Source organism: Flavobacterium sp., assembly GCF_004211145.1.
Taxonomy (GTDB): Bacteria; Bacteroidota; Bacteroidia; order Flavobacteriales; family Flavobacteriaceae; genus Flavobacterium.
Window position 1 is genome coordinate 41,006 of record NZ_SEBS01000019.1, and the last position, 23,438, is coordinate 64,443.

The window sequence follows — 23,438 nt, forward strand, 5'->3', positions numbered from 1 at the left end:
AATCTCATTTTTATTCCAACCAATTTTTAACCAAAATGAAAAAAAACAAACCATTACTAACAATTCATCAGAATTTAATATGAAGAGGAAAATTACGTACTATCTGTTTTTGATGTGGGCGTTCCTGTCCACGAGCGCCATCTACGCGCAGACTGTTAAAGGTACTGTCTCTGATAACGGCGGTCCTTTGCCTATGGTAAACGTCAATGTAAAAGGAACGTCGATCAACACTGCGACCGATATCGACGGTAACTATACGTTGCTTGACGCAGGGCCGAACGCGGTTCTTGTGTTCACTTATGTAGGATACTTACCAAAAGAGGTTCCCGTAAATGGGGAAAGCATCGTGAACGCGGTGTTGGTGCAGGATCCGCAGTTGCTCAACGAAGTAATCGTAACAGGTTATTCGAGCCAGCAAAAACGATCGATCTCAGGAGCCGTTGCCCAGGTCGATATGGAAGATTTGTCGAAAACGAGAGTTCCCGACGTGACCCAAGCCCTGCAAGGACAAGTTGCGGGTGTATTCGTTGCCGCAAGCACAGGTGCTCCGGGCGATGGTATACAATTGCGTGTACGTGGACAAGGAACGCTTGGAAACAATGACGTCCTATATGTAATCGACGGTGTTCCGTCACGCAGCATTACGTTTTTGAACCAGGCCGACATCAAGAGCATGACTGTTCTGAAAGATGCCGCCTCAGCCTCACAATACGGCTCACGTGCCGCGGGCGGGGTCATCCTGATTACGACGAAAAGAGGTTCTGAAGGCAAAAGTTCATTTGAAGCAGAAGTTTTCACGGGCGTACATTTCGCGACGAATCTTCCCGATATGCTGAATACTGAGCAATATTTGAATGTACAGGAGACTTCTTATAACAATACGGCAGGCAACAATCCCGCGAATAACCCGTATACGGCATTGCGCAGCAGGACTGACCTGGCCGACACCGATTGGCTCGACGAGCTTTTTGAGACAGGAATCACCACAAGTGCGCAGGTTACGGCCAGCGGCGGATCGGACAAGATTTCGTATTTGATTTCGGGTGGTTATTATGGCGTGGATGGTATCGTGAAAGAAGACAATGACCGTTACAAACGCGTCAATTTCCGTACTAACCTGAACGCGAAGGTCAGCGACCGTTTCAGTGTCGGGACAAACTTGCAGTTGACGTTCATCAAACAGGATAAATTGTCGTCGGCAGGAGATGCACCGGGTGTGATCCGCCATGCGATGATCCGTCCGTCGGCACTTGCGGTCTTTAAAGATCCGAGCGATCCAACTTGGTCTGCAGAAGATCCGTACACCGATTTGCCTTTCTACACAGGACCGAACGGAGGCTGGAACAGTGCCTTGGAATTCACATCGAACCCTTTGGCCATCGTTCACTTTACCGACGACAAGCGTGAACTGTTTCAAACATTCGGGAATGTCTACGCTGAATATTCGTTCCTTGGAGACAAATCGCTTAAGTTCAGGAGTAACCTTGGTGTCGATGCGAAATTCATCCACAACAAGAACTTCGCGCAGAATTACGGCGACGCGAACCAGATTTTTGCCGAGGATCATCCATATTTCGGGCTCGGACGCAACAACTTGCCGAACAATTTAAGCGAGAACCGTGGCCAGGATGTTACGTTCACGTGGAGCAACACGCTCAATTACGTAAAAACGATCGGTGATCACGATATCAATGCGCTTATCGGAACGGAGTACATTACGAACAGTTCAGAGACAATCGGCGGAACCCGTTCTTATTACGATATCACGCTGAATCCGTTCCTTTATCTTGACTACGGAAGTGTCGGCAGCGATCAGATCGCGCGCCCTTACTCCGGCGGTTCAGGATCAGGATGGACGTTATTTTCATATTTCGCCACGGCTACTTACGGCTACAAGAATAAATTGTTTGCCACGGGCACGATGCGTGCCGATGCTTCGTCCCGCTTCGGACCGAACAACAAATGGGGATATTTTCCATCGGTGTCAGCCAACTACATCTTGTCGAACGAGAGTTTCATGAAGGAAGTCAGTTGGTTGAGCAACCTGAAATTGCGTGCGAGCTACGGTAAGAACGGTAATCAGGAAATCCCGAATTACGCATATCAGGCGCTTTACATAAACACTGAAAATGGCCCTCAGTTGACTCGTTTCGGGAACGACGACGTGCAATGGGAAACCACGACCCAGACCAATTTTGGCGTTGACTTTGGATTTTTCAAGAACAAATTGACGTTCAGCGCCGATTATTTCTTCAAAAAGACCGACGACATCTTGCTTACGGTCACGCCTCCGGGAACATTGGGTTCTTATGCCGCGACGTATATCAACTCAGGTGCCGTGGAAAACAAAGGTTTCGAATTCTTCCTTGGTTACCAAAACAACGACAACGAGTTCAAGTACGGCGTTTCGGCGAATTTGGCGACATTGAAAAACGAGGTCACGAAATTGTACACCTACGTCAACAACATCGAGGACAACATCAATTACACGAGAACGGTAGTCGGGCAACCGATAGCGTCTTACTATGGTTACCAGTTTGACGGGATTTACCAGAATCAGGCCGAGATCGACAATTATCTTTTTGCAGACGCCAACGGCGCTCAGCCCGGCGATATGAAATTCCGTGATATAAACGCCGATGGTAAGATCGATGCGAATGACCGCACGTTCATCGGAAATCCAATTCCGGAGTTTACGTATGGATTGAATTTCAGCGCGTCGTACAAAGGCTTCGATTTATCGTTCCTTTTTCAAGGCGTCTCGAATGTGGATCGTTACAACGACTTGAAACAGATCCTCGATTACGATTCACGACCGTTCAATTCGACTACGGCAGTGCTCGATGCGTGGAACGGGGAAGGCACGAGCAACACAATGCCTCGCCTTACGTTCAACGCTAATGGAAGCGAGAGAATTTCAAGTGCGATGATCGAAGATGCGTCTTACGTACGACTTAAAAATATCGAACTTGGCTATACTTTCCCTTCGAGCATCAAAACGCTCAATAATTTACGTATATATGTTTCGGGGCAAAACTTGCTTACCTGGACGAACTATACAGGACTTGATCCTGAGTCTGTTAACCTGAAAGATCAGGGAACTTATCCGCAAATGACATCGGTAATGTTTGGTGCACGAATTAAATTGTAAAAAGAAAAGAAGATGAAAAAGTTTTTAAAATTAGGATTGGCATTAGGACTGCTTACGATAGTGGCCTGTGAAGATCAATTGGAGCAGGACCCGATCGGGAACCTTACCCAAGATCAAATTGATAATGCTCCCACGTTGACGGGAATCGAAAACCAGACGAGAGCATCGTATGATTTGCTTTCAAGCCGATTGAATATCCTCGATACGTGGAACTGGAACGCCGGATTGGTTTTCCAAAACGACTACGTTGTCCAGGATGTGGCGAGTGACGACATGCAGAAAAAATGGGTTCTCGATGGCGACCAACCGTGGATCGACGAACTCAACAACTTTACGTTTACATCGACGAACGGCGGGCCGAACGGTCTTTGGAAATACAATTATGAAGGCGTCAAGCGCGTAAACGTCGTAATCAAGCATTTGAACAACCCCGACATCCAGACGATCACGGGAATCAGTCAGCAAAGACAAAACCAATTGCTAGCCGAGTGTTTGTTTTTGCGTTCGTATTATTATTTTTCATTGGTGACGAATTTCGGCGACGTGCCGTTGCTTTTGGAGCCTGTGATTGACATTGAAACGGCTTACGAAGTTTCGGTTCGTCAGGACAAAGCCATCGTATGGGAACAGATCAAAGCCGATTTGAACCAATCGATTTCATTGCTGCCAAATTCAAAATATTCATCGGACACTGAAAAATGGCGTGTTTCAAAAGCAGCCGCGATCGCATTGTTGGCGAAGTCCGAGCTGTACACTGAAAACTGGACGGCCGTTCCAAGCCTTGTCGACCAAGTCGCGGCTTTGGGATACAGCCTGAACGCAAACTATTTCGACTCGTTCCGACAAACATCGGAATTCAATGAAAATGAGGACGTATTCGTATTCGATCACCAGACCAATGCGACGCCGAGACGCGGAAACGGGATTTGTGCGCCGCTTGGCTGGGGCTTTTTCGCTCCGACGCAAAATTTCCTTGACGCATTTGAACCGAACGATCCGCGTTTGCTGTACACGGTGAACGTCGGCCCTCAGAACATCAATAAAATGTTGGGTACGCTCGACGGAACTTTCAAAGGCAACGACGATGCTCCGACGAACAAAATCTACATCCGTTTCGCCGATGTGTTGTTGTGGAAGGCCGAAGCGCTTCTTGAATCAGGCGATTACGCGGGTTCAGTCGCGATCATCAACCAAATCCGCAACCGTGCCAGAACTTCAGTCGCGGCCGACGGATCGACGCCACCCGCAGGAACCTTGTCTGACCGTCCGGCGTCAACCAACGCCGCCGAAGTCAAGAACTGGCTCATTCAGGAACGCCGCGTGGAACTCGGTTTTGAAAACCAACGCTTCCTTGATTTGAAACGTTGGGGAATCGCCCAGGAAGTCTTGAACGCGCAAGGCATCGACTTCGAAGCCAAACACAATTTGTATCCAATCCCACAATCGGAAAGAGATGCATCGGCGGGCACGCTCACTCAAAATGATGGTTATTGATTTTACACCATAGTTGGCCCGGATCCTTTATGGGTTCGGGTTAACTTTTTTATTCCCAAATTATGAAAGACATCGCAAAACGCTTTGCGGAGAATCCTTTATTGTCTCCGGGCGATATACCATCGAGTAGGGAAGGTCTCGAAATTACTTGTTTGTTGAATCCTGGCGTTTTCCGATTCCAGGACAAGACCTGGCTCATCGTGCGCGTTGCCGAAAGACCCAAGCAAAGCGACGATATGATTTCGTTCCCGATCCTGACTGAAACCGGCAGCGTCGACATTATCGAAATCCCCAAAAACGATCCCGATCTCAATGACGATGACGCTCGCGTGATCAATTACAAAGGTTCCGATTACTTGACAACCTTGTCGCATCTGCGGTTGTTGTGCAGCGACGATGGCGTGAAATTTTACGAGCCTGAAGATTATCCGACGCTCGTGGGCGAAGGAATTCTCGAGGCTTTCGGAATCGAGGATTGCCGCGTGGTCGAGATCGGCGGCACGTATTATTTGACGTTCACATCGGTGTCGAGCAATGGCGTCGGCGTCGGACTAAGAACAACGACCGACTGGAAAAACTTCGAGAAACACGGCATGATTTTGCCCGCTCACAATAAGGATTGCGCGATTTTCGAGGAAAAGATCAATGGGAAATTCTATGCGTTGCATCGTCCGAGCAGCGTCGACATCGGCGGAAATTACATCTGGATCGCTTCATCGCCCGACGGAATCCACTGGGGAAACCACCATTGCATCGTGAGAACCCGCAAAAATTCCTGGGACAGCAAACGCGTCGGAGCCGGAGCGTCGCCAATCAAGACCGATAAAGGCTGGCTCGAGATTTACCACGGCGCCAACGCAGACCACCAATATTGTCTCGGCGCGTTTCTACTCGATTTGAACGATCCGACGAAAGTGCTCTCAAGAACCGAACAACCGATCATGGTTCCCACCGAAATCTACGAAACGAGCGGATTTTTCGGGAACGTCGTCTTCACCAACGGCCATATCGTCGAACCGGACGGTGACACGATCACGATGTATTACGGTGCCGCCGACGAATTCGTGTGCGGCGCGACATTTTCGATCAAGGAAATCCTATCTCTCTTAACCTAAGACGAATGTTCAAGAAACTTCAAAACGAACTCAACCATTTCAGGAAGCAGGAACACAATTTCAAGATTCTTGTGCTCACGAATTTGGTTTACGCGCTCGTACAGCCGGTCATCGACATCTTCGTCGCGGCCTACATCATGCGCAATTCCAACGATACGTCCAAAGTCGTGATCTATCAGTTGGCGATTTATACGGGAATTCCGCTCACGTTTTTGCTCAACGGATTCTTGTTGAAACACTTCAAGATCAAGAAATTATACTCGGCCGGAATGATGCTCAGCGGCGTTTCGATGATCATCATGATGTCGCTCACGAACCTCGATCTGATCGGGATCGGCGTTGCGGGAATTACGATGGGATTGTCGTTCGGGCTGTATTGGTCGAACCGAGATTACCTCGTTTTATCGACCACGCACGACGAGAACCGCAATTATTACTACGGGCTCGAAACGTTTTTCTATACGATCATCGCGATCGTGATCCCGGCGACTATCGGTTGGTTCATCCAGTCCAAAGTCGGGGCCGACCAGAAGCATTTGGCCTACGAAATCATTACCGGAGTTGTTTTCGTGATTACGATGATCGCATCGGTCGTATGCTTTCGCGGACGGTTCGAGAACCCGATACAGAAGCGTTATGTTTTCTTCAAGTTCCATCCGCTGTGGCATAAACTGCTGTCGCTCGCAATGTTCAAAGGGCTCGCGCAAGGATTTTTGGTTACCGCGCCCGCCATGTTGATCTTCAAGATTTTGGGCGAGGAAGGCGCGCTTGGCAAAGCACAATCCATCGGGGCGATTTTGGCGGCGATCATCATTTATTTCATCGGACGTTTTTCAAAACCATCGGATCGCATCAAAACGTTTTCGGTCGGGTTGATTCTTTTCGCTATCGGAGCGTGCATGAACGGATTGCTGTTCAACCAAACGGGCGTGATCGTGTTCCTTTTACTGTTGCTGATCGCGAAACCGTTGATGGATCTGGCGTATTATCCGATCCAATTGCGCGTGATCGACATCGTTTCCAAAATCGAAAAGCGAGGCGAATTCACGTATATTTTGAATCATGAAGCGGGTCTTTACGCCGGCCGATTGTTAGGCGCGAGTACGTTTTTGGTGCTGTATTTTGCGGTGTCTGAAGACGTGGCGTTGCGCTACGCGATAGGAATCATCGCATTGTTGCAGTTGTGTTCGATCTGGATCAGCAAGAAGATCATCGCACAGGGCAATGCCATCGAACCTGAAGTTGAAAAAACGGGTGAAGATCCGAAGGTGTTGGAGGAAGTCGCGGCAGAGATAGTGTAGGTGAAAATTGAAAGTTAAAAGTCGAAAGTCGAAAGTCGTAAAGGCTGCGACTCATTATTATAAATTCATATGAACAGAAAATACAGATTCTTAAGTTATTCCATTTTATTCGTCGTGCTTTCGTGCGGCGCGCAGGTAAAGCAACAGCCGATTCCGCGTGTCGATCAGATGCCTGATGTGCCGGCTCATTTCGAGATCATCGATTACAACAAACTCGCGCTTGATTTTGACAGGACAGTTTACGATTTCAATGCGAAAGGCGAATTCTGGCCGTTGGTCTGGGTCGATAACAGCCAGAAGAATTCGAAGCAGGATGTCGTGGGGATTTACACCGCGATCGGCGACGTGCGTCAAGGCCCGAACCACAACAAAGGCATGTTCCACGAAGCGTTGGCTACGATGGGCGCGACTTTGGGTGCGAGTCTGGTCGGTATCGACAAAACCAAAAGCGACGGGCGCAATTACGTGGCGATGCTCAAGAATTATTACAACAGCGAAACCGGTTGGAACATCATGATGAACAATACATGTCCTGAAGTCGCGCTTCTTGGCGGCGGTTACGGGCGCGATTGGTGGTACGACGTGTACCCGAATTTGCTGTTCTACGCGATTTACGACCAATATCCGAACGAACCTGAATACGAGAAAATGGCGCGCACGATCGCCGACAAATTCTACGAAGCCGATAAAATCCTCGCCGGAAACTACGACTATTCGTATTTCGACTACGGGAAGATGACGCCCATGAAGAACAATATCTGCGCCCAGCCCGATGCGTCGGCGGGACACGCTTGGGTGTTGTATGCGGCGTATAAGAAATTCGGGGACAAGAAATATCTCGACGGAGCGATCTCGGCGTTGAACGCGTTGCAAGCGCAAAAGACAAACCCGACCTACGAACTGCTTATGCCTTTCGGCGCTGCCCTTGCTGCCCGTATTAATGCCGAACAAGGCAAGAATTTCGACGTCAACAAAATGTTGCATTGGACGTTCGACGGCACGCCTATCTGTCGTGAAGGTTGGGGCGTTTTGGTCGGAAACTGGAACGGTTACGACATTTCGGGAATCGTCGGAAGTACGGTCGATCGCGGCGGTTACGGATTCCTGATGAACACATACGATATGGCTTGGCCGTTGATTCCGATGGTGCGTTACGACCAATCGTACGCAAATGCGATCGGGAAATGGATGCTCAACGCGGCAAACGCCTCGAAGTTTTTCTATCCCGAACACATGCCCGACGAACACGAATCGATTCCTGAGGAAGCATCGGTCGGAAAAGGCGTGATCGCTTACGAAGGCATCATCAAGAAGTCGAACATGAAAAAATACGAGCACGTTCCTGCTCCGGTTGCGCAAGGCGACGGCCCGCTTTGGGTCGAGAACCAGAATCCGCCCGAATCCCAATTGAGCGTTTACGGAAGCGGACACGTAGGAATCTTCGGCAGCATCATCAAGAAAACCGGAGTCGACGGCATCTTGCGCCTCGATTTGAATGCGACTGATTTTTTCGCCGACAAATCCTATCCGTCGTATTTATTTTACAACCCGTTCAACGAGCCGAAATCATTTTCGGTTACGGTTGACGAAGGAAACAAAGTCGATTTCTACGACACGGTTTCGGGAACTTTCATAGCTAAAAGTGTTTCGAAATCTCAAGAGATTACACTCAAGGCTAAGAATTCGGCCGTGATCGTGATGGTTCCGAGCGGCGCGAAAATCACGCATTCAGGTTCAAAAATGCTCGTAAACGGAATCGTCGTCGATTATCATGCAACAGCGAAAAACAAATAGGCGATCCTACTTCGATCCTTCGATCGCCATATTATTTTCATTTTTTTGGGTTAGTAACTCCCTGATTGCCCAGCAGTCGGGGAGCCAAAAAATCTGGTGGAAGGAAACGGTTTTCTACCAAATCTACATGCCGAGTTATGCCGACAGCGATGGCGACGGTTATGGCGACTTCAAGGGCATGACGTCCAAACTCGATTATCTTAAAGATCTGGGCATCAAAGGAATTTGGCTCACGCCGTTCCTGACTTCACCCAAAGTCGACAACGGTTACGACATCGCCGATTATTACGCGGTCGATCCGACGTACGGAACGAAATCCGATTTCGACAACTTCCTGAAACAAGCCCACAAACGCGGCATCAAGGTCATCATGGACATGGTGCTCAACCATACGTCGACCGATTGCAAATGGTTCCGGGAAGCCAAAAAATCAAAGGACAATCCGTATCGCGATTACTACATCTGGAGAGATAAACCCAATAATTGGGAATCGTTTTTCGGTGGAACGGCTTGGCAAAAAGACGAGGCGACAAATCAGTTTTACTACCATAAATTTGATGTCCGAATGGCCGACCTGAATTGGTCGAACCCTAAAGTCCAACTCGAAGTCCGGAAAATATTGAAGTTTTGGCTCGATTCAGGTATCGATGGTTTCCGACTGGATGTCATCAATTTCCTCACGACCGACGGCATTTTGCAGGATAATCCGATCGTCGATGGAAAACAGGAACACATCTACGACATCAACCAATTGGGCGTAAAACCGGCGATGAAGATGATCAAGGCGACCGTTTCCGAATATCCCAATAAATTCATCGTCGGCGAAATCGGAAGCGACAAGATCGAGGTGTTGGAACAATACCAAGGCGACGAACTGCTCGATGTCGTTTTCAATTTCAACTTCGGCAGCATTCCTTCGTTTTCGATCGAGCGGATTTTCGACGAGTTACAAAGCATGGAAGCCAACATGAGCAATTATCCGACGCTGTTCTTCGGCAGCCACGACATGCCCAGGATGATCGATCGTCTCGCGGGTTCAGACCCGAAGAAAGCCGCCGCACTCGCCGCGATCATGCTTACGGCCAAAGGCGTTCCGTTCGTGTATTACGGAGAGGAAATCGGGATGAGGAACATCGTCGCGCAAAATCTTGACGAAATCGTCGACATTCAGGGCAAAACACAATACAGATTGTCGGTTGAGAAAGGCAAGAACGTTTCGGAAGCCTTGGTCGACGCCAACGCCCAGAACCGCGACAAATCGAGAAGCCCGATGCAATGGAACGACTCGGAATTTGCGGGATTTTCGAGCCGAAAAAGCTGGATCAAGGTTCAGCCCGACTATCTGAAGACAAATATAAAATCGGAAATCAACGACAAAAATTCGCTGTTGTCGGTATACAAACAAATCATTTCGTTGCGCAACCGCGAAAAAGCCTTGCAATACGGAACCTACGAGAAACTCGAACTCGACGACGACCGATTGCTTTTCGTGCGAAGTTTCGAAGGTGAATCGATCACGGTTGTCGTGAATTTCGGAAAACCAATGAAAGTGAATCTTCCGACAGGCGCAACAATCCTGATCGGAACGACCGATTTGGGCACGAACGGGTTCATCGCCTATAAAAAGTAACTCGGTAAAACACTTTTCGTAACTTAGCGATAGTTAACTTCTACGCAATGAATCGGAAACAGTTTCTTCAAACCACGTCGTTGGCAGCTTTGGGCATGATGTTTTACGATTTTTTGCCGCTTTCGGCCAAGGACTTCCCAACGGTTCGCGTCTCAAAATCGAAGCGCAAATTTTCAAGCGTCGCAGTCGAGAAGTTGATTACCGACATGCAGACCAAACTTCGCGATCCCGAACTCGCCTGGTTGTTCAACAATTGCTTTCCGAACACGCTCGACACCACGGTCGACTTTTCGATCAAGAACAACAAACCCGATACGTTCGTGATCACGGGCGACATCAACGCGATGTGGTTGCGCGACAGCACGGCCCAGGTTATGCCGTACCTCGCATTGATGAAACAGGATCCGCAGCTCAAGAAATTGATCCTGGGCGTGATCAACAGGCAGACCAAATGCATACTGATCGATCCGTACGCAAACGCGTTCAACAAAAATGCGACGGGAAGCGCCGACTTCAAAGACGATATCACATTGATGAAACCCGAATTGCACGAACGCAAATGGGAAATCGATTCGCTGTGCTACCCGATCCGGTTGTCGTACAACTACTGGAAACAGACCAAGGATATTTCGCCATTCAACGACGAATGGACGCGCGCGATGAAATTGGTCGTGCAGACGTTCCGCGACCAGCAACGCAAGGACGGAAAAGGTCCGTACAGTTTCATGCGTTCGTCTCCGCGCAGTATCGATACGCCGCCGCTCGACGGATATGGTTTTCCGATAAAGCCCGTCGGATTGATAGCTTCAATGTTCCGACCATCGGACGATGCGACGGTTTTCCCGTTTTTGGTTCCGTCGAATTATTTCGCGGTCGTTTCGCTGCGACAACTCAGTGAAATGGCGTCGGTGATCACGAAAGACAAATCGTTGAGTCTGGACTGTGTGGAATTGGCGTCGGAAGTCGAGTCGGCGTTGAAGAAATACGCGATCGTCGATCATCCCGAATTCGGAAAAGTGTTCGCGTACGAGGTCGATGGTTTTGGAAACCGCATGTACATGGACGATGCGAATGCGCCGAGTTTGCTGTCGATGCCGTACTTTGGAAGTTGTTCGGTCGACGATCCGATCTACATCAACACGCGCAAAATGATCCTGAGCGCATCGAACCCGTATTATTACGTCGGGAAATATGCGAAAGGCGGAGGCGCGCCACATACGCCCGAAAATTACATCTGGCACATCAGCCTGATCATGCAGGCGCTTACGAGCGTGAACGACGACGAGATCCGCCAATGCATTTATACGCTCAAGACCACGCATGCCGACACGGGTTTCATGCACGAATCGTTTCACAAGGACGACCCGAAGAAATTCACGCGTTCCTGGTTCGCATGGGCCAACACGTTATTCGGGGAACTGATCTGGAAAATCTCAAGGGAAAAACCGCATTTGCTCAAGCCTGAATGATGCTTTCGTCGACGATGAGTTTGTAGCCTTTGCCGTGGATGCTTGAAATCCTGATTCGTGCGTCGGCGTCGAGTTTGCGGCGAAGTTTCGAAATGAAGACATCGAGGCTTCGTCCGACGATAACACCGTCGTTTTCCCACACTTCTTTTTGCAAAAGTTCACGCGCGACGATTTCGTTTTGATGACGCGCGAAGATTTCAAGCACTTTCGCCTCTTTCGACGTGAGCACGATCGTGTCCGGACCTAACGTCAAGGTCTGCGTATTGACCTTGTAACGGTAGTTTCCGATGGTTATCGAACCGTTGTTTTCGTCAGGAACAGGGTTTTTTGCGGGCTTTTCGTTTCGCCTGAATCCGACGAGCAGCAATACGATCGGAATCGCGCCCGCGTACAACAGTTTTGGGAAATCACTCGAATTGTCGGCTAAAACAAATTGCAGCGAATACAACTTTACTGGATTTTTTCGACCGACGCACGGCGTCCAAAGTTCTCCCATTTCCGATTGCCCGAACGTATAATATTGGTGTTTCGTCTTACTGTCGACAACGTTCACGACATAACTCGTGGGCAAATGCCCGCTTGCGACTTCGCGACTGATGAGCTTGACGAGTGAATCCGCGTCGTATTGGAACGCTTTTTCGAACCGGATTTCATATTCGGTTTTTGACAATTTCGAAATCGGCAAGACTCTCGACGTACTGTCGCCGCTCTGCAACAACAAGTGATGCCCGATGTTGCGCAACGCGATAAGCCGCCACGCTTCGCCTTCGTCGTGTTCGACGTAAGCGCACGCGATCGTGAGCAGGAAGCACGACAACGCGGTGGCGATAAGATAGCGTTTGGATTTTGGCATGTGTAAAAATAGCCAATTCGGCGATGGCGTTTTCAATCGGAAATCGATTTTTACAATTCTTTACAAAGGTTTTACGCGAATTTACGCTCGGACGATTTCGACCTTGATAGTTTTGCTTAACCGGACGAAAGAGTCGGTTGACGAAAAACCGGAAACGATATGAAACGACCCGTGAAATTATTTATGCTGTTCGTGCTGTTTGTTTTTTGTACGCTTCAGGCGCAAACGCAGACCGAAAGCCAAATGGTGATCAATTCTCAAGGTCCGAAAGCGATAACCCGAAATATCATCCAAGATGGAAACGGCAACATTTGGATCGCGGCGTTCGACGGTATTTTCAAATACGATGGGAAGTCGTTCGTCAACGTTACGGCAAACGTGAGCGCGGCGCGATTTTTTTCAATTTTGCAAGACAGGCATGGTAACTTTTGGTTCGCTTCTGTCGGTGCGGGCGTTTATCGTTACGATGGGAAGTCGTTTAAAAATTTTACGACCGAAGATGGGCTTGGCAGCGACCGCGTGACACATATTTACGAGGATAAGTCGGGCGCTATCTGGTTCGGAACTGAAAATGGAGCAAGCCGTTACGATGGAAAATCGTTTCGGAATTTGAAAATGACCGAACCGTTGTCGGTCAACAAAAACGATTCTGTTTATGTCGGGCGCGATTCCGTCCATATTTCGTCAAAAAGACTTTCAGTTTCGCAAGACTGGACGCACAACGACGTGAACGCCATAATCGAAGATAAAGCCGGGAAGTTTTGGTTTGCGACGAGAGGTTACGCAAGGATTTACGACGGGAAGACACTTACGACAATTACGAATAATGGTAAAGCATTTAAAAACGTGCGCTCGATGATCAAAGACAAAAAAGGCAACATCTGGCTTGGCGGCGCCGATGGACTCTGGCGATACGACGGGAGCACGTTTACGAATTTCACGCAGCGTTTCGTCGGGCATATTATCGAGGACAAGAAAGGGAATGTTTGGACGAGTTCCGAAATAAACGGCAAGCTGTGGGCGCTTTCGCGATACGACGGCAATTCTTTGTCGGATAAAAATCCGAAGGTGACCGAAATAGCGACCAAAGCCATGATATTCGGCATTCTGGAAGCGTCCGATGGCAGCATTTGGTTCGGCGATCTCGATGGCGTGCATCGGTACGATGGAAAAACAGTTACCGATTTCAACGAATCCGCTAACAAAAAGTAATCTCATTTTTTATCAATCAAAATAGTTTTTATCGTATGAACAAAAGGATAACAGTCACGGGTTTAGTTTTGATTTTTGCGTTTTTGGTTTTCAGCTGCCGTGAATCGGTAAAAGCCGAAAGTGTGCCCATTTCAACAGCGAATTCTTCGGTTTCAGGAGAGAAATATACAATGGACGCGAAGGAAAGTGTCGTGATGTGGAAAGGTTCGAATGCGTTCGGTTCGAATTTTCATACGGGTTACATTTATGTGTCGGACGGAAATTTGATGATCGACAATGACCTGCTGGTTGCGGGTTCGGCAAGAATCGACATGAACACGATCCAAGACGAGAAACGTGAAAGCGATAACGGGCTTGTGAAACACTTGAAGGATCCCGATTTCTTCGACGTCAACCGATTTCCTGTTTCGATTTTTGAAATCACGAACGTGGAATCCGATGGTGAAAACGCCAAAGTCACCGCAAACCTTACCATAAAAGAAATTACACATTCCGTTACATTTCCGACCAGAGTCGAGATTAAGGACGGAATCGCGAAAATGACGGGCAGGCTGATCATCGATCGCACGCAATGGGATATCCGGTACAAATCGGGCAGGTTTTATGCGAATTTAGCCGATGAGACCATTTCGGATTACATCGAATTCAATATTGCGATCGTCGCCAAAAAATAAATGGAAATGAAACGATTACTATCGATCGGCGCGCTTATTATCGCGGTTTCATGCGGTGTCCGACTTTCCAAAACGGTGGAAACGGCGTCGGGCTTGAAATATACGATCATTAAAAAAGGCAACGGAAAGCCCGCAAAAGTTGGCGACGAAGTACTCATTTTCGAAACCACGAGTTATCGCGATGGAACGGTTTTGTATTCGAACGAGAACTCTGGCAAACCCGTAAAAGTAAAAATAGGGGCGAACCAAGCTACGCAAGCCGTCGATGAAGGTTTGCGCGGCATGCGAACCGGAGAAATACGCGTGCTTCAGGCATCGGCAAATCTCGTGAAACGCACGGGTTATCCCGCGAACGTCTCGAAAGATTCGGCACTCGTGATCAGGATGAAACTCGGAAAGATCTTAACGGATTAAAACGGGACGTATTCGGTAATTTCAAGTCCGTACCCGATCATCCCGACGCGTTTTCCTTGCTCGGTGTTCGAGACCAAACGGATTTTACAGATGTCGATGTCGTGCAAAATCTGCGCACCGATTCCAAAATCCTTGCTGTCGATGATGATCTTTGGCGCCTTGTAAACTCCCTGCGACTGCAAATCCTTGAGTTCGGTGATGCGGTTGAGCAAACCGTAGGCTTCCATATTCTGGTTGATGAACAGCACGGCGCCTTTTCCTTCGTCGTTGATACGCTTGAACATATCGTCGAGTTTCTGGTCGGCGTTGTTGGTCAGGGTTCCGAGCAGATCGTTGTTCACCTGCGTGGAATTGATGCGCGTCAGGATCGGTTCGCCCGAATTCCAGGTTCCTTTCGTAAGCGCGATATGGACTTGTTTGTTCGTCGTCTGTACGTAAGCGCGAAGCCTGAACGTCCCGAATCGTGTTTCCACGTCGAAATCCTCTTTCTTCACGATCAAGCTGTCGTGTTGCATGCGATAGGCGACCAGATCCTCGATAGAGACGAGTTTCAGATCGAATCGTTTGGCGACTTCCACAAGTTCGGGCAAACGCGCCATCGAGCCGTTTTCGTTCATGATCTCGCAAATAACGCCCGCGGGTTTGAATCCGGCAAGGCGCGCAAAATCGATGGCGGCCTCGGTATGTCCTGTTCTTCGCAACACACCGCCTTGTTTGGCGATAAGAGGAAAAATATGTCCGGGACGAGCAAAGTCGTACGATTTGACATCGGGATCGGTAAGTGCGATCACAGTTTTTGAACGATCGTCGGCCGAGATTCCGGTTGTGACGCCATTTCCTTTCAGATCGATGGAAACCGTAAAGGCCGTTTCCATGTGATCGGTATTGTTGGTCACCATCGGACGCAGATCGAGTTCCTTACATCGGCTTTCAGTCAGCGGCGCGCAAATGAGCCCGCGACCGTGGGTTGCCATGAAGTTGATCATCTCAGGTGTCGTCTTTTCAGCGGCGGCTAAAAAATCGCCCTCGTTTTCGCGGTCTTCGTCATCGACCACGATTATGACTTTTCCTTGGCGGATGTCCTCGATGGCTTCTTCTATGGTGTTGAGTTTAATTGACATTTGATTCAGGTTGTTCGTGTATTCTCTTCTTTTTCGAGAAAATACGGGTAAAAAATGTTTGTATCGGCTCGGTCACGCTATCGAAGTTGAATAACCCGATGTCATTGGTCGCTCGATACGTAAGTAAAACGGCGAAAGGCGACAATATGAACGATGACATCCAAGCGCCCATGAATGGCGGAATTCCGTCGCTCTGCGATATTTTCTTTCCGAATGTGTTGATGAAGTGGAACGTGATGAAGATCAGGATCGCGAATACGATAGGCAATCCAATTCCGCCTTTGCGTATGATCGCTCCCAAAGGCGCGCCGATGAAAAACATCAGTATACAAGCGAACGCGATCACGAATTTGTCGTACAACGCGAGTTCGTGGTTGTTGATGTTCTTGATTTTGTCCTGCATTTCGAAAACAGTTCCGTCGATCGAGAAGTTCGTGCTTTCGACATTGCCCGACGCGATCCGGTAGAGTGCTTCCTTGTCGCCGTTGCTGAAACCTGAAAGCAGGTCTTTGGGCAATTCCTCGGTAGGCGATTTTTGTTTCGTGGTGTCTTTGATCCTTGGGTTGAACGTGCGCGCGTTCGCGACGATTCCCGTGCGTTGGTAGATGTTGTCGGCAAAAGAAACGACGTCCTTGTCGAAATTCTTGTGCAGCGAATCGAGCGTATAATTGAGCTCGTTGATGTTGAGCATCCCGTTCGTGGTCACTTTCTCACCCGATTCGTCGGTCTTGTTGAGTTTGCCCAAATCGAGGTTGATGATGTACTTTTTGAAGTCACTCTTGGCGAACGGCATTTTCTTGCGGTCCTCGAATTTCTTGGCGGGAACGTCTTCATAGTAGTTTCCGTCCTTGAGTACCAGTTTCAGGATGTTCGAAGTTTCGCTCGTCTGGAGTTCGCCGGTTTTGGAACGGATCACGGTCGAAGTTCCGTTACCGTTCACGGCTTTTTTGTGGATCGTGACGCCCGTGAGCTGGTTGCCGTTTTCGCCCGATTTCTTGTCGACTTTGATGTTGTAGGTTCCGACCTCGCTGAATTGACCTTCCGATATCGCCATTGCGGGCTGTCGTTTTCCGATGTCGGTCCTGAAGTTAATAAACTTATACTCGGCATACGGAATCACGTTGTTAGCGAAGAAAAACGACGCGACCGACAATAAAAGAATGAACACGATCAGCGGACGCATCGCGCGTTGCAACGAGATTCCCGATGATTTCATCGCCGCGAACTCGTAATTCTCGGCAAAAGCCCCGAACGTCATGATCGATGCGAGCAAAACCGACAAAGGCAAAACCAGCGGAATGATGCGCGGCATGGCGAACATCAAAAATTTTACGATAAGGAAGAAGTCGAGGTCTTTTCCCGCAAGCTCGGCGATGAACAGCCAAACGGTTTGCAGGATGAATATAAAAAAAAGGATTACAAACACCGTAGCGAATGTAATCACAAATGATTTCAGGATATACCGGTCGAGAATTTTCACGCCAGGGTCAGTCTAGTTTGTTGATGTAGTAATTCGGATACTTACTCTCGGTAAAAGTAAACTGATTTTTCGACAACGGCTGATTGGTTTTAAAAGAATTAACAGTGAGCGTCGTCTTCGACCCGTTTTTCCCGATTTCGATCAAATTATAGATGTGCTTCGTCTGGCTGTCGATGCCCAGCAAAATCTCCTTTCTCTGGTCTTTCGACGAGATAGGAGTGAGCTTGATATATTGGATTTTGCGGCCTTTGATGTTCTGGGAAATATCCCACGAATATTTGTAACCGGAGTTGAAGAACGTAAGCAGCCTGTTTGGAGTGATCTGGTTTTCGTCCTTGTCGTTGTATTTCGAGATCGTGATTTCTTCGTCTTCGGGAATGATCGTGTAGGTTTTCTTTCCGTCGAAGATTTTGGTCACGCCCATGAAATTCAGCACATACATATTGTCCTGCATCACGACGTTTCCTTTGCTGTCCTGGTTTACGTTCTCTTTGGCATTGTTGAGCGAATACTTGAAATCGATGGTAATGTTCCTGTAGCTTTTTACCTTGGCGGTCACTTCGTCCAACAGCGCTTTCGCTTTCTTGTCCTGCGCGTGTAGCGACACGGAAACCAAAAACGCAAAAGTAATTTGGAGGATCTTTTTCATGTTACAAATTGTTTTGTTCATTAGCGAAAAACTGGTCCAGGGACGACAAATCAGGAATGTTCACGCTTCTTGCCTTACTGCCTTCAAAAGGCCCGACGATTCCGGCAGCCTCGAGTTGATCGATGAGCCTTCCCGCGCGGTTGTAACCCAATTTAAGTTTGCGTTGCAGCAACGAGGCCGAACCTTGTTGTGAAGTCACGATGACCTCGGCTGCTTCCCTGAAAAGAGAATCCCTTTCAGAAATGTCGATATCAAGATTGATGCCAGTCTCGCCTTCGGGTACGTATTCGGGAAGAAGGTACGCATTCGGATACGCCTTTTGCGCTCCGATGAAATCCGTAATCTTCTCGACTTCAGGCGTATCGACGAACGCGCATTGTACACGCACGACGTCGTTTCCGTTCGAATATAATAAATCGCCTCGTCCGATAAGCTGATCGGCGCCCTGCGTATCCAAAATCGTACGCGAATCGATCTTCGATGTCACGCGGAATGCGATCCTCGCCGGGAAGTTCGCCTTGATGATTCCCGTAATCACGTTTACCGACGGACGCTGCGTCGCAATGATCAAATGTATTCCGATAGCACGCGCAAGCTGGGCCAGACGCGCGATCGGCGTTTCGACTTCTTTTCCGGCCGTCATGATCAGATCGGCGAATTCGTCGACGACGAGAACGATGTACGGCAAAAAGCGGTGGCCGGCTTCGGGATTGAGTTTTCGGTTCCTGAACTTGTCGTTGTATTCCTTAATGTTACGCACCATCGCGTCCTTGAGCAGCGAATAACGGTTGTCCATCTCGACGCAAAGCGAGTTCAAGGTATTGATTACTTTGTTGTTGTCGGTGATGATCGCATCTTCGACATCAGGCAATTTGGCCAAATAATGGCGTTCGATCTTGTTGAACAGCGTGAGTTCCACTTTTTTCGGATCGACCAAAACGAATTTTACTTCAGCCGGATGTTTCTTGTACAAAAGCGACGTCAAGACCGCGTTCAAACCGACCGATTTTCCCTGTCCTGTCGCACCGGCCATTAGCAAGTGAGGCATTTTTGCCAAATCGACGACGAAGGTTTCGTTCGAGATCGTTTTTCCGAGCGCGATCGGAAGCTCCATTTCGGCTTCCTGGAATTTGGCCGACGCGATCACCGATTTCATGGAAACCATCGTAGGATTTTTGTTCGGGACTTCGATACCGATCGTCCCTTTTCCCGGAATCGGCGCGATGATACGGATTCCGAGTGCCGACAACGACAACGCGATATCATCTTCCAGACTCTTGATCTTCGAGATTCGGATTCCAGCTTCGGGTACGATTTCGTAAAGTGTTACCGAAGGACCGACCGTCGCCTTGATCTGCGCGATGTCAATCTTATAGTTGCGAAGGGTTTCGACGATACGGTTCTTGTTTTCTTCGAGTTCTTCCTGATTGATCGTGATGCCGCCGCCCGAATAGTCGCGCAACATGTCGATCGTCGGGAATTTATAATTTGAAAGTTCCAGCGTCGGATCGAAAAGGCCGAAGTCTTCGACAAGACGTGCCGCGAGATTTTCTTCGACGATATCTTCTTCAGGCGCCTGTTCGATCGTGAACGCTTCGTCATCGGTCGTGATAATGTGTGGTGCGGCAACCGGAGTCGGCAATACATCGAGCTTAAGTTCGGGTTTTTCGGATTTGGTCTCGGGTTTTATGTCGGACGACAAATGAATTTCAGATGAATGTTCGATCGTCGGTTTCAACGCGTCTTTGTCAATTTCGAATTTCGAAGCGGGTTTCAGTTCTGGCTCGGGAATGAATTCATCCTCGAGATTATCTTCAACGGCAAATTCCTCAAGGTTGTAACCCGCCGGATTTTCGGCGACTGCGACTGCCGCTGCGGCTTTTTTCCTCGCCATTTCCTCGTCGATTTCCTTTTTCTTGCGTTCGAAGAAACTCTTGATCGCGTCGGGCGAAACTTTTATTTTGTAAATCAGATAGATGATGATGCCGAGCACCAGGACCAAAAGCGTTCCCGTGCTTCCGATATAATCCTGCAAAAACGTATTCATTTCAAATCCCACGGTTCCGCCGAGTTCAGGAATCGAGTCGGCGAAGAATCCGAACAATATCGACAACACGACGAGCGCGAACAAATCCCAGAACCAGATGTTCTTGAGTTTGCGCAACGGCACGTCGAGAATAAGGAACGTTCCCGTCAGGAAAAACAGTTTCACGAACAGAAACGACGCTGCGCCGAAACCTCGGTAGACGAAGAAGTCGGCGAGCCAGGCCCCGAATTTTCCGAGCCAGTTCGCGGCCTTCAAACTGCGGTCTGACCACGAAGCAAGCGTACTTTGGTCGCCTCTCCAATAAATGAAGAACGAGATGAACGACAATAGCAACGCCACTGCGATGAGCACGAATATGGAACCGATGAATATTTCATGTCGGCGCGATAATCGGCGTGGTTTTTTCGTCGTGGCCTTTTCGTTTGTGTCGGCGGCTTTTCTTGTTTTTGCCATATTCAGCGCGATGCGATGCGTTTATCTAGATGAATTTTGGTACGTAAATGATGAGCCCGATGGCAATTGCCGTGATGGCCGCGAAAAATACGGCTCCGGCGGCAATGTCTTTTATGAATCCGATTTTCTCATGGTACTGCGGATGTATGAAATCGGCGATCTTCTCGACGGCCGTGTTCAAGCCTTCGACGCTCATCACCAATCCGATCGCGAGCGTCTGGAACAGCCATTCGGTAGCCGAAATCTTGAATATGATTCCCGCAATCGCCATCAAAATCCCGATCGAAAACTGCACCATGACACTGTGTTCGGTCGTGATGAGTTTCACGGCGCCCAAAAAGGCGAACTTCACGCTTTTGAGCCTACCCGTCAGGAATGTATTGTCTTTTTCGAACTCCATTAATTATAGGGCGGCCAACGCGGATTCGTAATTTGGTTCGTCGGCGATCTCGCCAACCTGTTCGCTGTAGGCTACGGTTCCGTTTTGGTCGATCACGACGACGGCGCGTGAATGCAGGCCGGCAAATATCCCATCGGTGATTTCCAATCCGTAATCCTTGCCGAAACTTCCGTCCTTGAAGTCGGACAGGCAGAAGACGTTGTCGATTCCCTCGGCTCCGCAAAAACGTTTTTGGGCAAATGGCAAATCGCGAGACACGCACAAAACGACCGTGTTTTCAAGCCCGGCGGCCGATTCGTTGAATTTTCTCACCGATGTGGCGCAAGTAGAAGTATCGATGCTCGGGAAAATATTGAGGATCACGTTTTTCCCTTTATAATCAGCGAGTGAAACGGTCGAAAGATCGTCTTTTACGAGTTGGAAATCTTTGGCGCTTTCGCCTTTTTGCGGAAGGTTGCCTGATGTGTGGATGGGATTTCCCCCAAGAGTCACTGTTGCCATATGGTTTAGGTTTTAAAGTCCAAAAGTAAAAAAAAGCCCTGAGTTAATCGCGGTTTTTCGCGTCAATCCAAATTTACTTCGAGGTTTGGTTTTTATTATAATCCGATGCAAGATAAAAACCTTTTCACAGATGATCGAATCCTGAAATTTAAGTTATGCATAAAATAATAAACAAAAAAAAGCGCCCCTGAAAACAAGGGCGCCTTTTACCAATCAATGTAACTTCTTATTTGTCTATCGAACCGAGCACGCGCTGCATGAAGGCGTTGAGCGCTTCCTTTTTCGGGGTGCCGCTCTTTACCATCTTGCTGACTTCAAGCGCGCCGTACATGTTCGAGATGAGTTCGCCTATCACATCGAGCTCTTCGTCTTTGAGCGACGGGACTTCGGTGAGCGCTTCCAAAACTTCGACGGCTTCGATCACGTAATCCTGGTCGTTGGCCTCGATGAACTCGGTCAGGTGTTTGATAACGGGAAGCTTCATCAGTTCGACGAGATTTCGGTTACCAATTCGGCCAGGACCTCGGCCTTGTTCGTTTGGGTCTCGTTCAATAATTTGCCGCCTTTGAACGACGCGAACGTCGGAAGGTTCGATACGTTGGCGAGCTTGCGCGATTCGGGCGCGGCTTCAGCATCGACGATCACGAAAGTTACATCTTCGTTCTCGGTTGCGAATTTCTTGAATTTGGGCTTCATGATACGGCAGTTTCCGCACCACGACGCTGAATATTGGACAATGACTTTATCGTTGTTTTGGACGATTTCAGAAAGTGTGTCCGTGGAGAGTTCTATTAGCATTTGATTCAATTAATAATTAATAATGAATAATTAATGATTCTCGCCGAGCCGATCAAATCGTTCTTTCAATGCACGGAACCTATTATTCATTATCAATTGTTCATTATTAATTATTCATTATTAATTATTCAAGTACGAAGCAACTCCTTCTCTCGTCGCATTCATCGCTTCTTTTCCTTCTTCCCAGTTCGCAGGACAGACTTCGCCTTTGGTTTGGACGTGCGTGTAGGCGTCGATCAGACGAAGGTACTCGTTCACGTTGCGTCCGAGTGGCATGTCGTTTACGCTTTCGTGGAATACTTTTCCGGTTTCGTCGATAAGGTATGTCGCGCGGTATGTCACGTTCGAACCTTCTACGATCAGCGTGTTGTTTTCTTCGTCGTACGATGACGATTCGATGTCAAGGATGCCCAGGATGTTCGACAAGTTGCGGTTCGTATCGGCAAGGATCGGGTAGGTAACACCTTCGATTCCACCGTTGTTCTTTGGCGTGTTCAGCCAGGCGAAGTGTACTTCGTTCGTATCGCATGACGCGCCGATCACGATCGTGTTGCGGTTTTCGAATTCACCAAGAGCTGCCTGGAACGCGTGAAGTTCAGTCGGACAAACGAAAGTAAAATCTTTCGGATACCAGAAAAGGATCACTTTTTTATTGTTGTTCACCGCTTCCTCGAATACGTTGATTTTGAGGTTGTCGCCCATTTCAGAGATGGCGTCTACTGCAATGCTTGGAAATTTTTTACCTACGAATGACATAATTATTTCGGTTTATAAGTTATTTTTAATGCCGCAAAAATAGGTTGCGGTTGTGCGATTTTTCAATCAGGAATCATTATATATTTTGATTTCAAAATCAATTTCGACTATACTCTCACGATGTTT

The 23,438-nt window shown here is 48.3% G+C and carries 20 protein-coding genes; 10 read left to right on the forward strand and 10 right to left on the reverse strand.

Annotation, left to right across the window (positions count from 1 at the left end; translation table 11 throughout):
* The first annotated feature begins 79 nt into the window (after nt 1-79).
* The 7 genes from EOO50_RS10415 (at nt 80) to EOO50_RS10445 (ending at nt 11,954) form a co-directional block, all read left to right on the forward strand.
* Nucleotides 80-3,151, forward strand: a complete 3,072-nt coding sequence (locus EOO50_RS10415) for a TonB-dependent receptor (RefSeq protein WP_290839874.1) — start codon at nt 80-82, stop codon at nt 3,149-3,151.
* Between the two features lie 12 nt (nt 3,152-3,163).
* A complete protein-coding gene (locus EOO50_RS10420; RefSeq protein ID WP_290839876.1) occupies nt 3,164-4,645 on the forward strand; it encodes a RagB/SusD family nutrient uptake outer membrane protein in 1,482 nt (493 codons plus the stop codon).
* Nucleotides 4,646-4,707: 62 nt separating this feature from the next.
* Nucleotides 4,708-5,760, forward strand: a complete 1,053-nt coding sequence (locus tag EOO50_RS10425) for a glycoside hydrolase family 130 protein (RefSeq protein WP_290839877.1) — start codon at nt 4,708-4,710, stop codon at nt 5,758-5,760.
* Between the two features lie 5 nt (nt 5,761-5,765).
* A complete protein-coding gene (locus EOO50_RS10430; RefSeq protein ID WP_290839880.1) occupies nt 5,766-7,061 on the forward strand; it encodes an MFS transporter in 1,296 nt (431 codons plus the stop codon).
* A gap of 69 nt (nt 7,062-7,130) precedes the next feature.
* Nucleotides 7,131-8,855 (forward strand): hypothetical protein, encoded by a 1,725-nt coding sequence (locus EOO50_RS10435; RefSeq protein ID WP_290839882.1) that lies wholly within the window; start codon nt 7,131-7,133, stop codon nt 8,853-8,855.
* The gene (locus tag EOO50_RS10440; RefSeq protein WP_290839884.1) at nt 8,833-10,485 is read left to right on the forward strand and encodes an alpha-glucosidase; all 1,653 of its coding nucleotides are present in this window, start codon (nt 8,833-8,835) and stop codon (nt 10,483-10,485) included. The genes EOO50_RS10435 and EOO50_RS10440 overlap by 23 nt, the downstream gene beginning before the upstream one ends.
* Nucleotides 10,486-10,532: 47 nt before the next feature.
* Complete coding sequence (locus EOO50_RS10445; protein WP_290839886.1) at nt 10,533-11,954, forward strand: glycoside hydrolase family 125 protein; 1,422 nt, start codon at nt 10,533-10,535, stop codon at nt 11,952-11,954.
* Here the strand turns inward: EOO50_RS10445 and EOO50_RS10450 are convergent.
* Complete coding sequence (locus EOO50_RS10450; RefSeq protein WP_290839888.1) at nt 11,941-12,807, reverse strand: response regulator transcription factor; 867 nt, start codon at nt 12,805-12,807, stop codon at nt 11,941-11,943. The two genes, EOO50_RS10445 and EOO50_RS10450, sit on opposite strands and share 14 nt — an antisense overlap.
* A 159-nt stretch (nt 12,808-12,966) precedes the next feature.
* Here EOO50_RS10450 and EOO50_RS10455 point away from each other — a divergent pair, with 159 nt between their 5' ends.
* Genes EOO50_RS10455 through EOO50_RS10465 form a run of 3 tightly spaced genes read left to right on the forward strand, consistent with a single transcriptional unit; the run spans nt 12,967 to nt 15,107 of the window.
* Nucleotides 12,967-14,019 carry a two-component regulator propeller domain-containing protein gene (locus EOO50_RS10455; RefSeq protein ID WP_290839890.1) on the forward strand — a complete coding sequence of 351 codons (1,053 nt, stop codon included), beginning with the start codon at nt 12,967-12,969 and terminating at the stop codon, nt 14,017-14,019.
* A 35-nt stretch (nt 14,020-14,054) separates the two neighbouring features.
* Complete coding sequence (locus tag EOO50_RS10460) at nt 14,055-14,693, forward strand: YceI family protein (RefSeq protein WP_290839892.1); 639 nt, start codon at nt 14,055-14,057, stop codon at nt 14,691-14,693.
* 6 nt (nt 14,694-14,699) lie between these two features.
* On the forward strand, nt 14,700-15,107 hold the full coding sequence (locus tag EOO50_RS10465; protein WP_290839894.1) for an FKBP-type peptidyl-prolyl cis-trans isomerase: 408 nt from the start codon (nt 14,700-14,702) through the stop codon (nt 15,105-15,107).
* Here the strand turns inward: EOO50_RS10465 and ribB are convergent.
* From ribB to EOO50_RS10510, 9 genes are all read right to left on the reverse strand, one after another.
* Nucleotides 15,104-16,237, reverse strand: a complete 1,134-nt coding sequence (gene ribB / locus EOO50_RS10470) for a 3,4-dihydroxy-2-butanone-4-phosphate synthase (protein ID WP_290839914.1) — start codon at nt 16,235-16,237, stop codon at nt 15,104-15,106. The genes EOO50_RS10465 and ribB overlap by 4 nt on opposite strands.
* Nucleotides 16,218-17,708, reverse strand: coding sequence for an LptF/LptG family permease (locus EOO50_RS10475; protein WP_290839895.1), 1,491 nt, complete (start codon nt 17,706-17,708; stop codon nt 16,218-16,220). Before EOO50_RS10475 ends, ribB begins: the two co-directional genes overlap by 20 nt.
* Nucleotides 17,709-17,715: 7 nt before the next feature.
* A complete protein-coding gene (locus tag EOO50_RS10480) occupies nt 17,716-18,357 on the reverse strand; it encodes an outer membrane lipoprotein carrier protein LolA (protein WP_290839896.1) in 642 nt (213 codons plus the stop codon).
* 1 nt (nt 18,358) lies between these two features.
* A complete protein-coding gene (locus EOO50_RS10485; RefSeq protein WP_290839898.1) occupies nt 18,359-20,857 on the reverse strand; it encodes a DNA translocase FtsK in 2,499 nt (832 codons plus the stop codon).
* Between the two features lie 25 nt (nt 20,858-20,882).
* Nucleotides 20,883-21,257: a diacylglycerol kinase family protein gene (locus EOO50_RS10490; RefSeq protein ID WP_290839899.1), complete on the reverse strand. Its 375-nt coding sequence runs from the start codon at nt 21,255-21,257 to the stop codon at nt 20,883-20,885.
* A 3-nt stretch (nt 21,258-21,260) separates the two neighbouring features.
* Entirely contained in the window at nt 21,261-21,758 is a 498-nt protein-coding gene (gene tpx / locus EOO50_RS10495; RefSeq protein WP_290839900.1) for a thiol peroxidase, read from the reverse strand.
* Nucleotides 21,759-21,984: 226 nt separating this feature from the next.
* Complete coding sequence (locus tag EOO50_RS10500) at nt 21,985-22,242, reverse strand: hypothetical protein (protein ID WP_290839901.1); 258 nt, start codon at nt 22,240-22,242, stop codon at nt 21,985-21,987.
* Nucleotides 22,242-22,556, reverse strand: coding sequence for a thioredoxin family protein (locus EOO50_RS10505; protein WP_290839903.1), 315 nt, complete (start codon nt 22,554-22,556; stop codon nt 22,242-22,244). Before EOO50_RS10505 ends, EOO50_RS10500 begins: the two co-directional genes overlap by 1 nt.
* Before the next feature lie 120 nt (nt 22,557-22,676).
* Nucleotides 22,677-23,312: a peroxiredoxin gene (locus EOO50_RS10510; protein WP_290839905.1), complete on the reverse strand. Its 636-nt coding sequence runs from the start codon at nt 23,310-23,312 to the stop codon at nt 22,677-22,679.
* Nucleotides 23,313-23,438 lie beyond the last annotated feature (126 nt).

Coding starts and splice junctions, on each gene's coding strand:
- tpx (WP_290839900.1), bottom strand. CDS start 21,758: ATGGCAACAGTGACTCTTGGGGGAAATCCCATCCACACATCAGGCAAC.
- EOO50_RS10435 (WP_290839882.1), top strand. CDS start 7,131: ATGAACAGAAAATACAGATTCTTAAGTTATTCCATTTTATTCGTCGTG.
- EOO50_RS10500 (WP_290839901.1), bottom strand. CDS start 22,242: ATGAAGCTTCCCGTTATCAAACACCTGACCGAGTTCATCGAGGCCAAC.
- EOO50_RS10440 (WP_290839884.1), top strand. CDS start 8,833: ATGCAACAGCGAAAAACAAATAGGCGATCCTACTTCGATCCTTCGATC.
- EOO50_RS10490 (WP_290839899.1), bottom strand. CDS start 21,257: ATGGAGTTCGAAAAAGACAATACATTCCTGACGGGTAGGCTCAAAAGC.
- EOO50_RS10480 (WP_290839896.1), bottom strand. CDS start 18,357: ATGAAAAAGATCCTCCAAATTACTTTTGCGTTTTTGGTTTCCGTGTCG.
- EOO50_RS10460 (WP_290839892.1), top strand. CDS start 14,055: ATGAACAAAAGGATAACAGTCACGGGTTTAGTTTTGATTTTTGCGTTT.
- EOO50_RS10510 (WP_290839905.1), bottom strand. CDS start 23,312: ATGTCATTCGTAGGTAAAAAATTTCCAAGCATTGCAGTAGACGCCATC.
- EOO50_RS10505 (WP_290839903.1), bottom strand. CDS start 22,556: ATGCTAATAGAACTCTCCACGGACACACTTTCTGAAATCGTCCAAAAC.
- EOO50_RS10415 (WP_290839874.1), top strand. CDS start 80: ATGAAGAGGAAAATTACGTACTATCTGTTTTTGATGTGGGCGTTCCTG.
- EOO50_RS10425 (WP_290839877.1), top strand. CDS start 4,708: ATGAAAGACATCGCAAAACGCTTTGCGGAGAATCCTTTATTGTCTCCG.
- EOO50_RS10450 (WP_290839888.1), bottom strand. CDS start 12,807: ATGCCAAAATCCAAACGCTATCTTATCGCCACCGCGTTGTCGTGCTTC.
- EOO50_RS10445 (WP_290839886.1), top strand. CDS start 10,533: ATGAATCGGAAACAGTTTCTTCAAACCACGTCGTTGGCAGCTTTGGGC.
- EOO50_RS10430 (WP_290839880.1), top strand. CDS start 5,766: ATGTTCAAGAAACTTCAAAACGAACTCAACCATTTCAGGAAGCAGGAA.
- EOO50_RS10455 (WP_290839890.1), top strand. CDS start 12,967: ATGAAACGACCCGTGAAATTATTTATGCTGTTCGTGCTGTTTGTTTTT.
- EOO50_RS10485 (WP_290839898.1), bottom strand. CDS start 20,857: ATGGCAAAAACAAGAAAAGCCGCCGACACAAACGAAAAGGCCACGACG.
- EOO50_RS10420 (WP_290839876.1), top strand. CDS start 3,164: ATGAAAAAGTTTTTAAAATTAGGATTGGCATTAGGACTGCTTACGATA.
- EOO50_RS10465 (WP_290839894.1), top strand. CDS start 14,700: ATGAAACGATTACTATCGATCGGCGCGCTTATTATCGCGGTTTCATGC.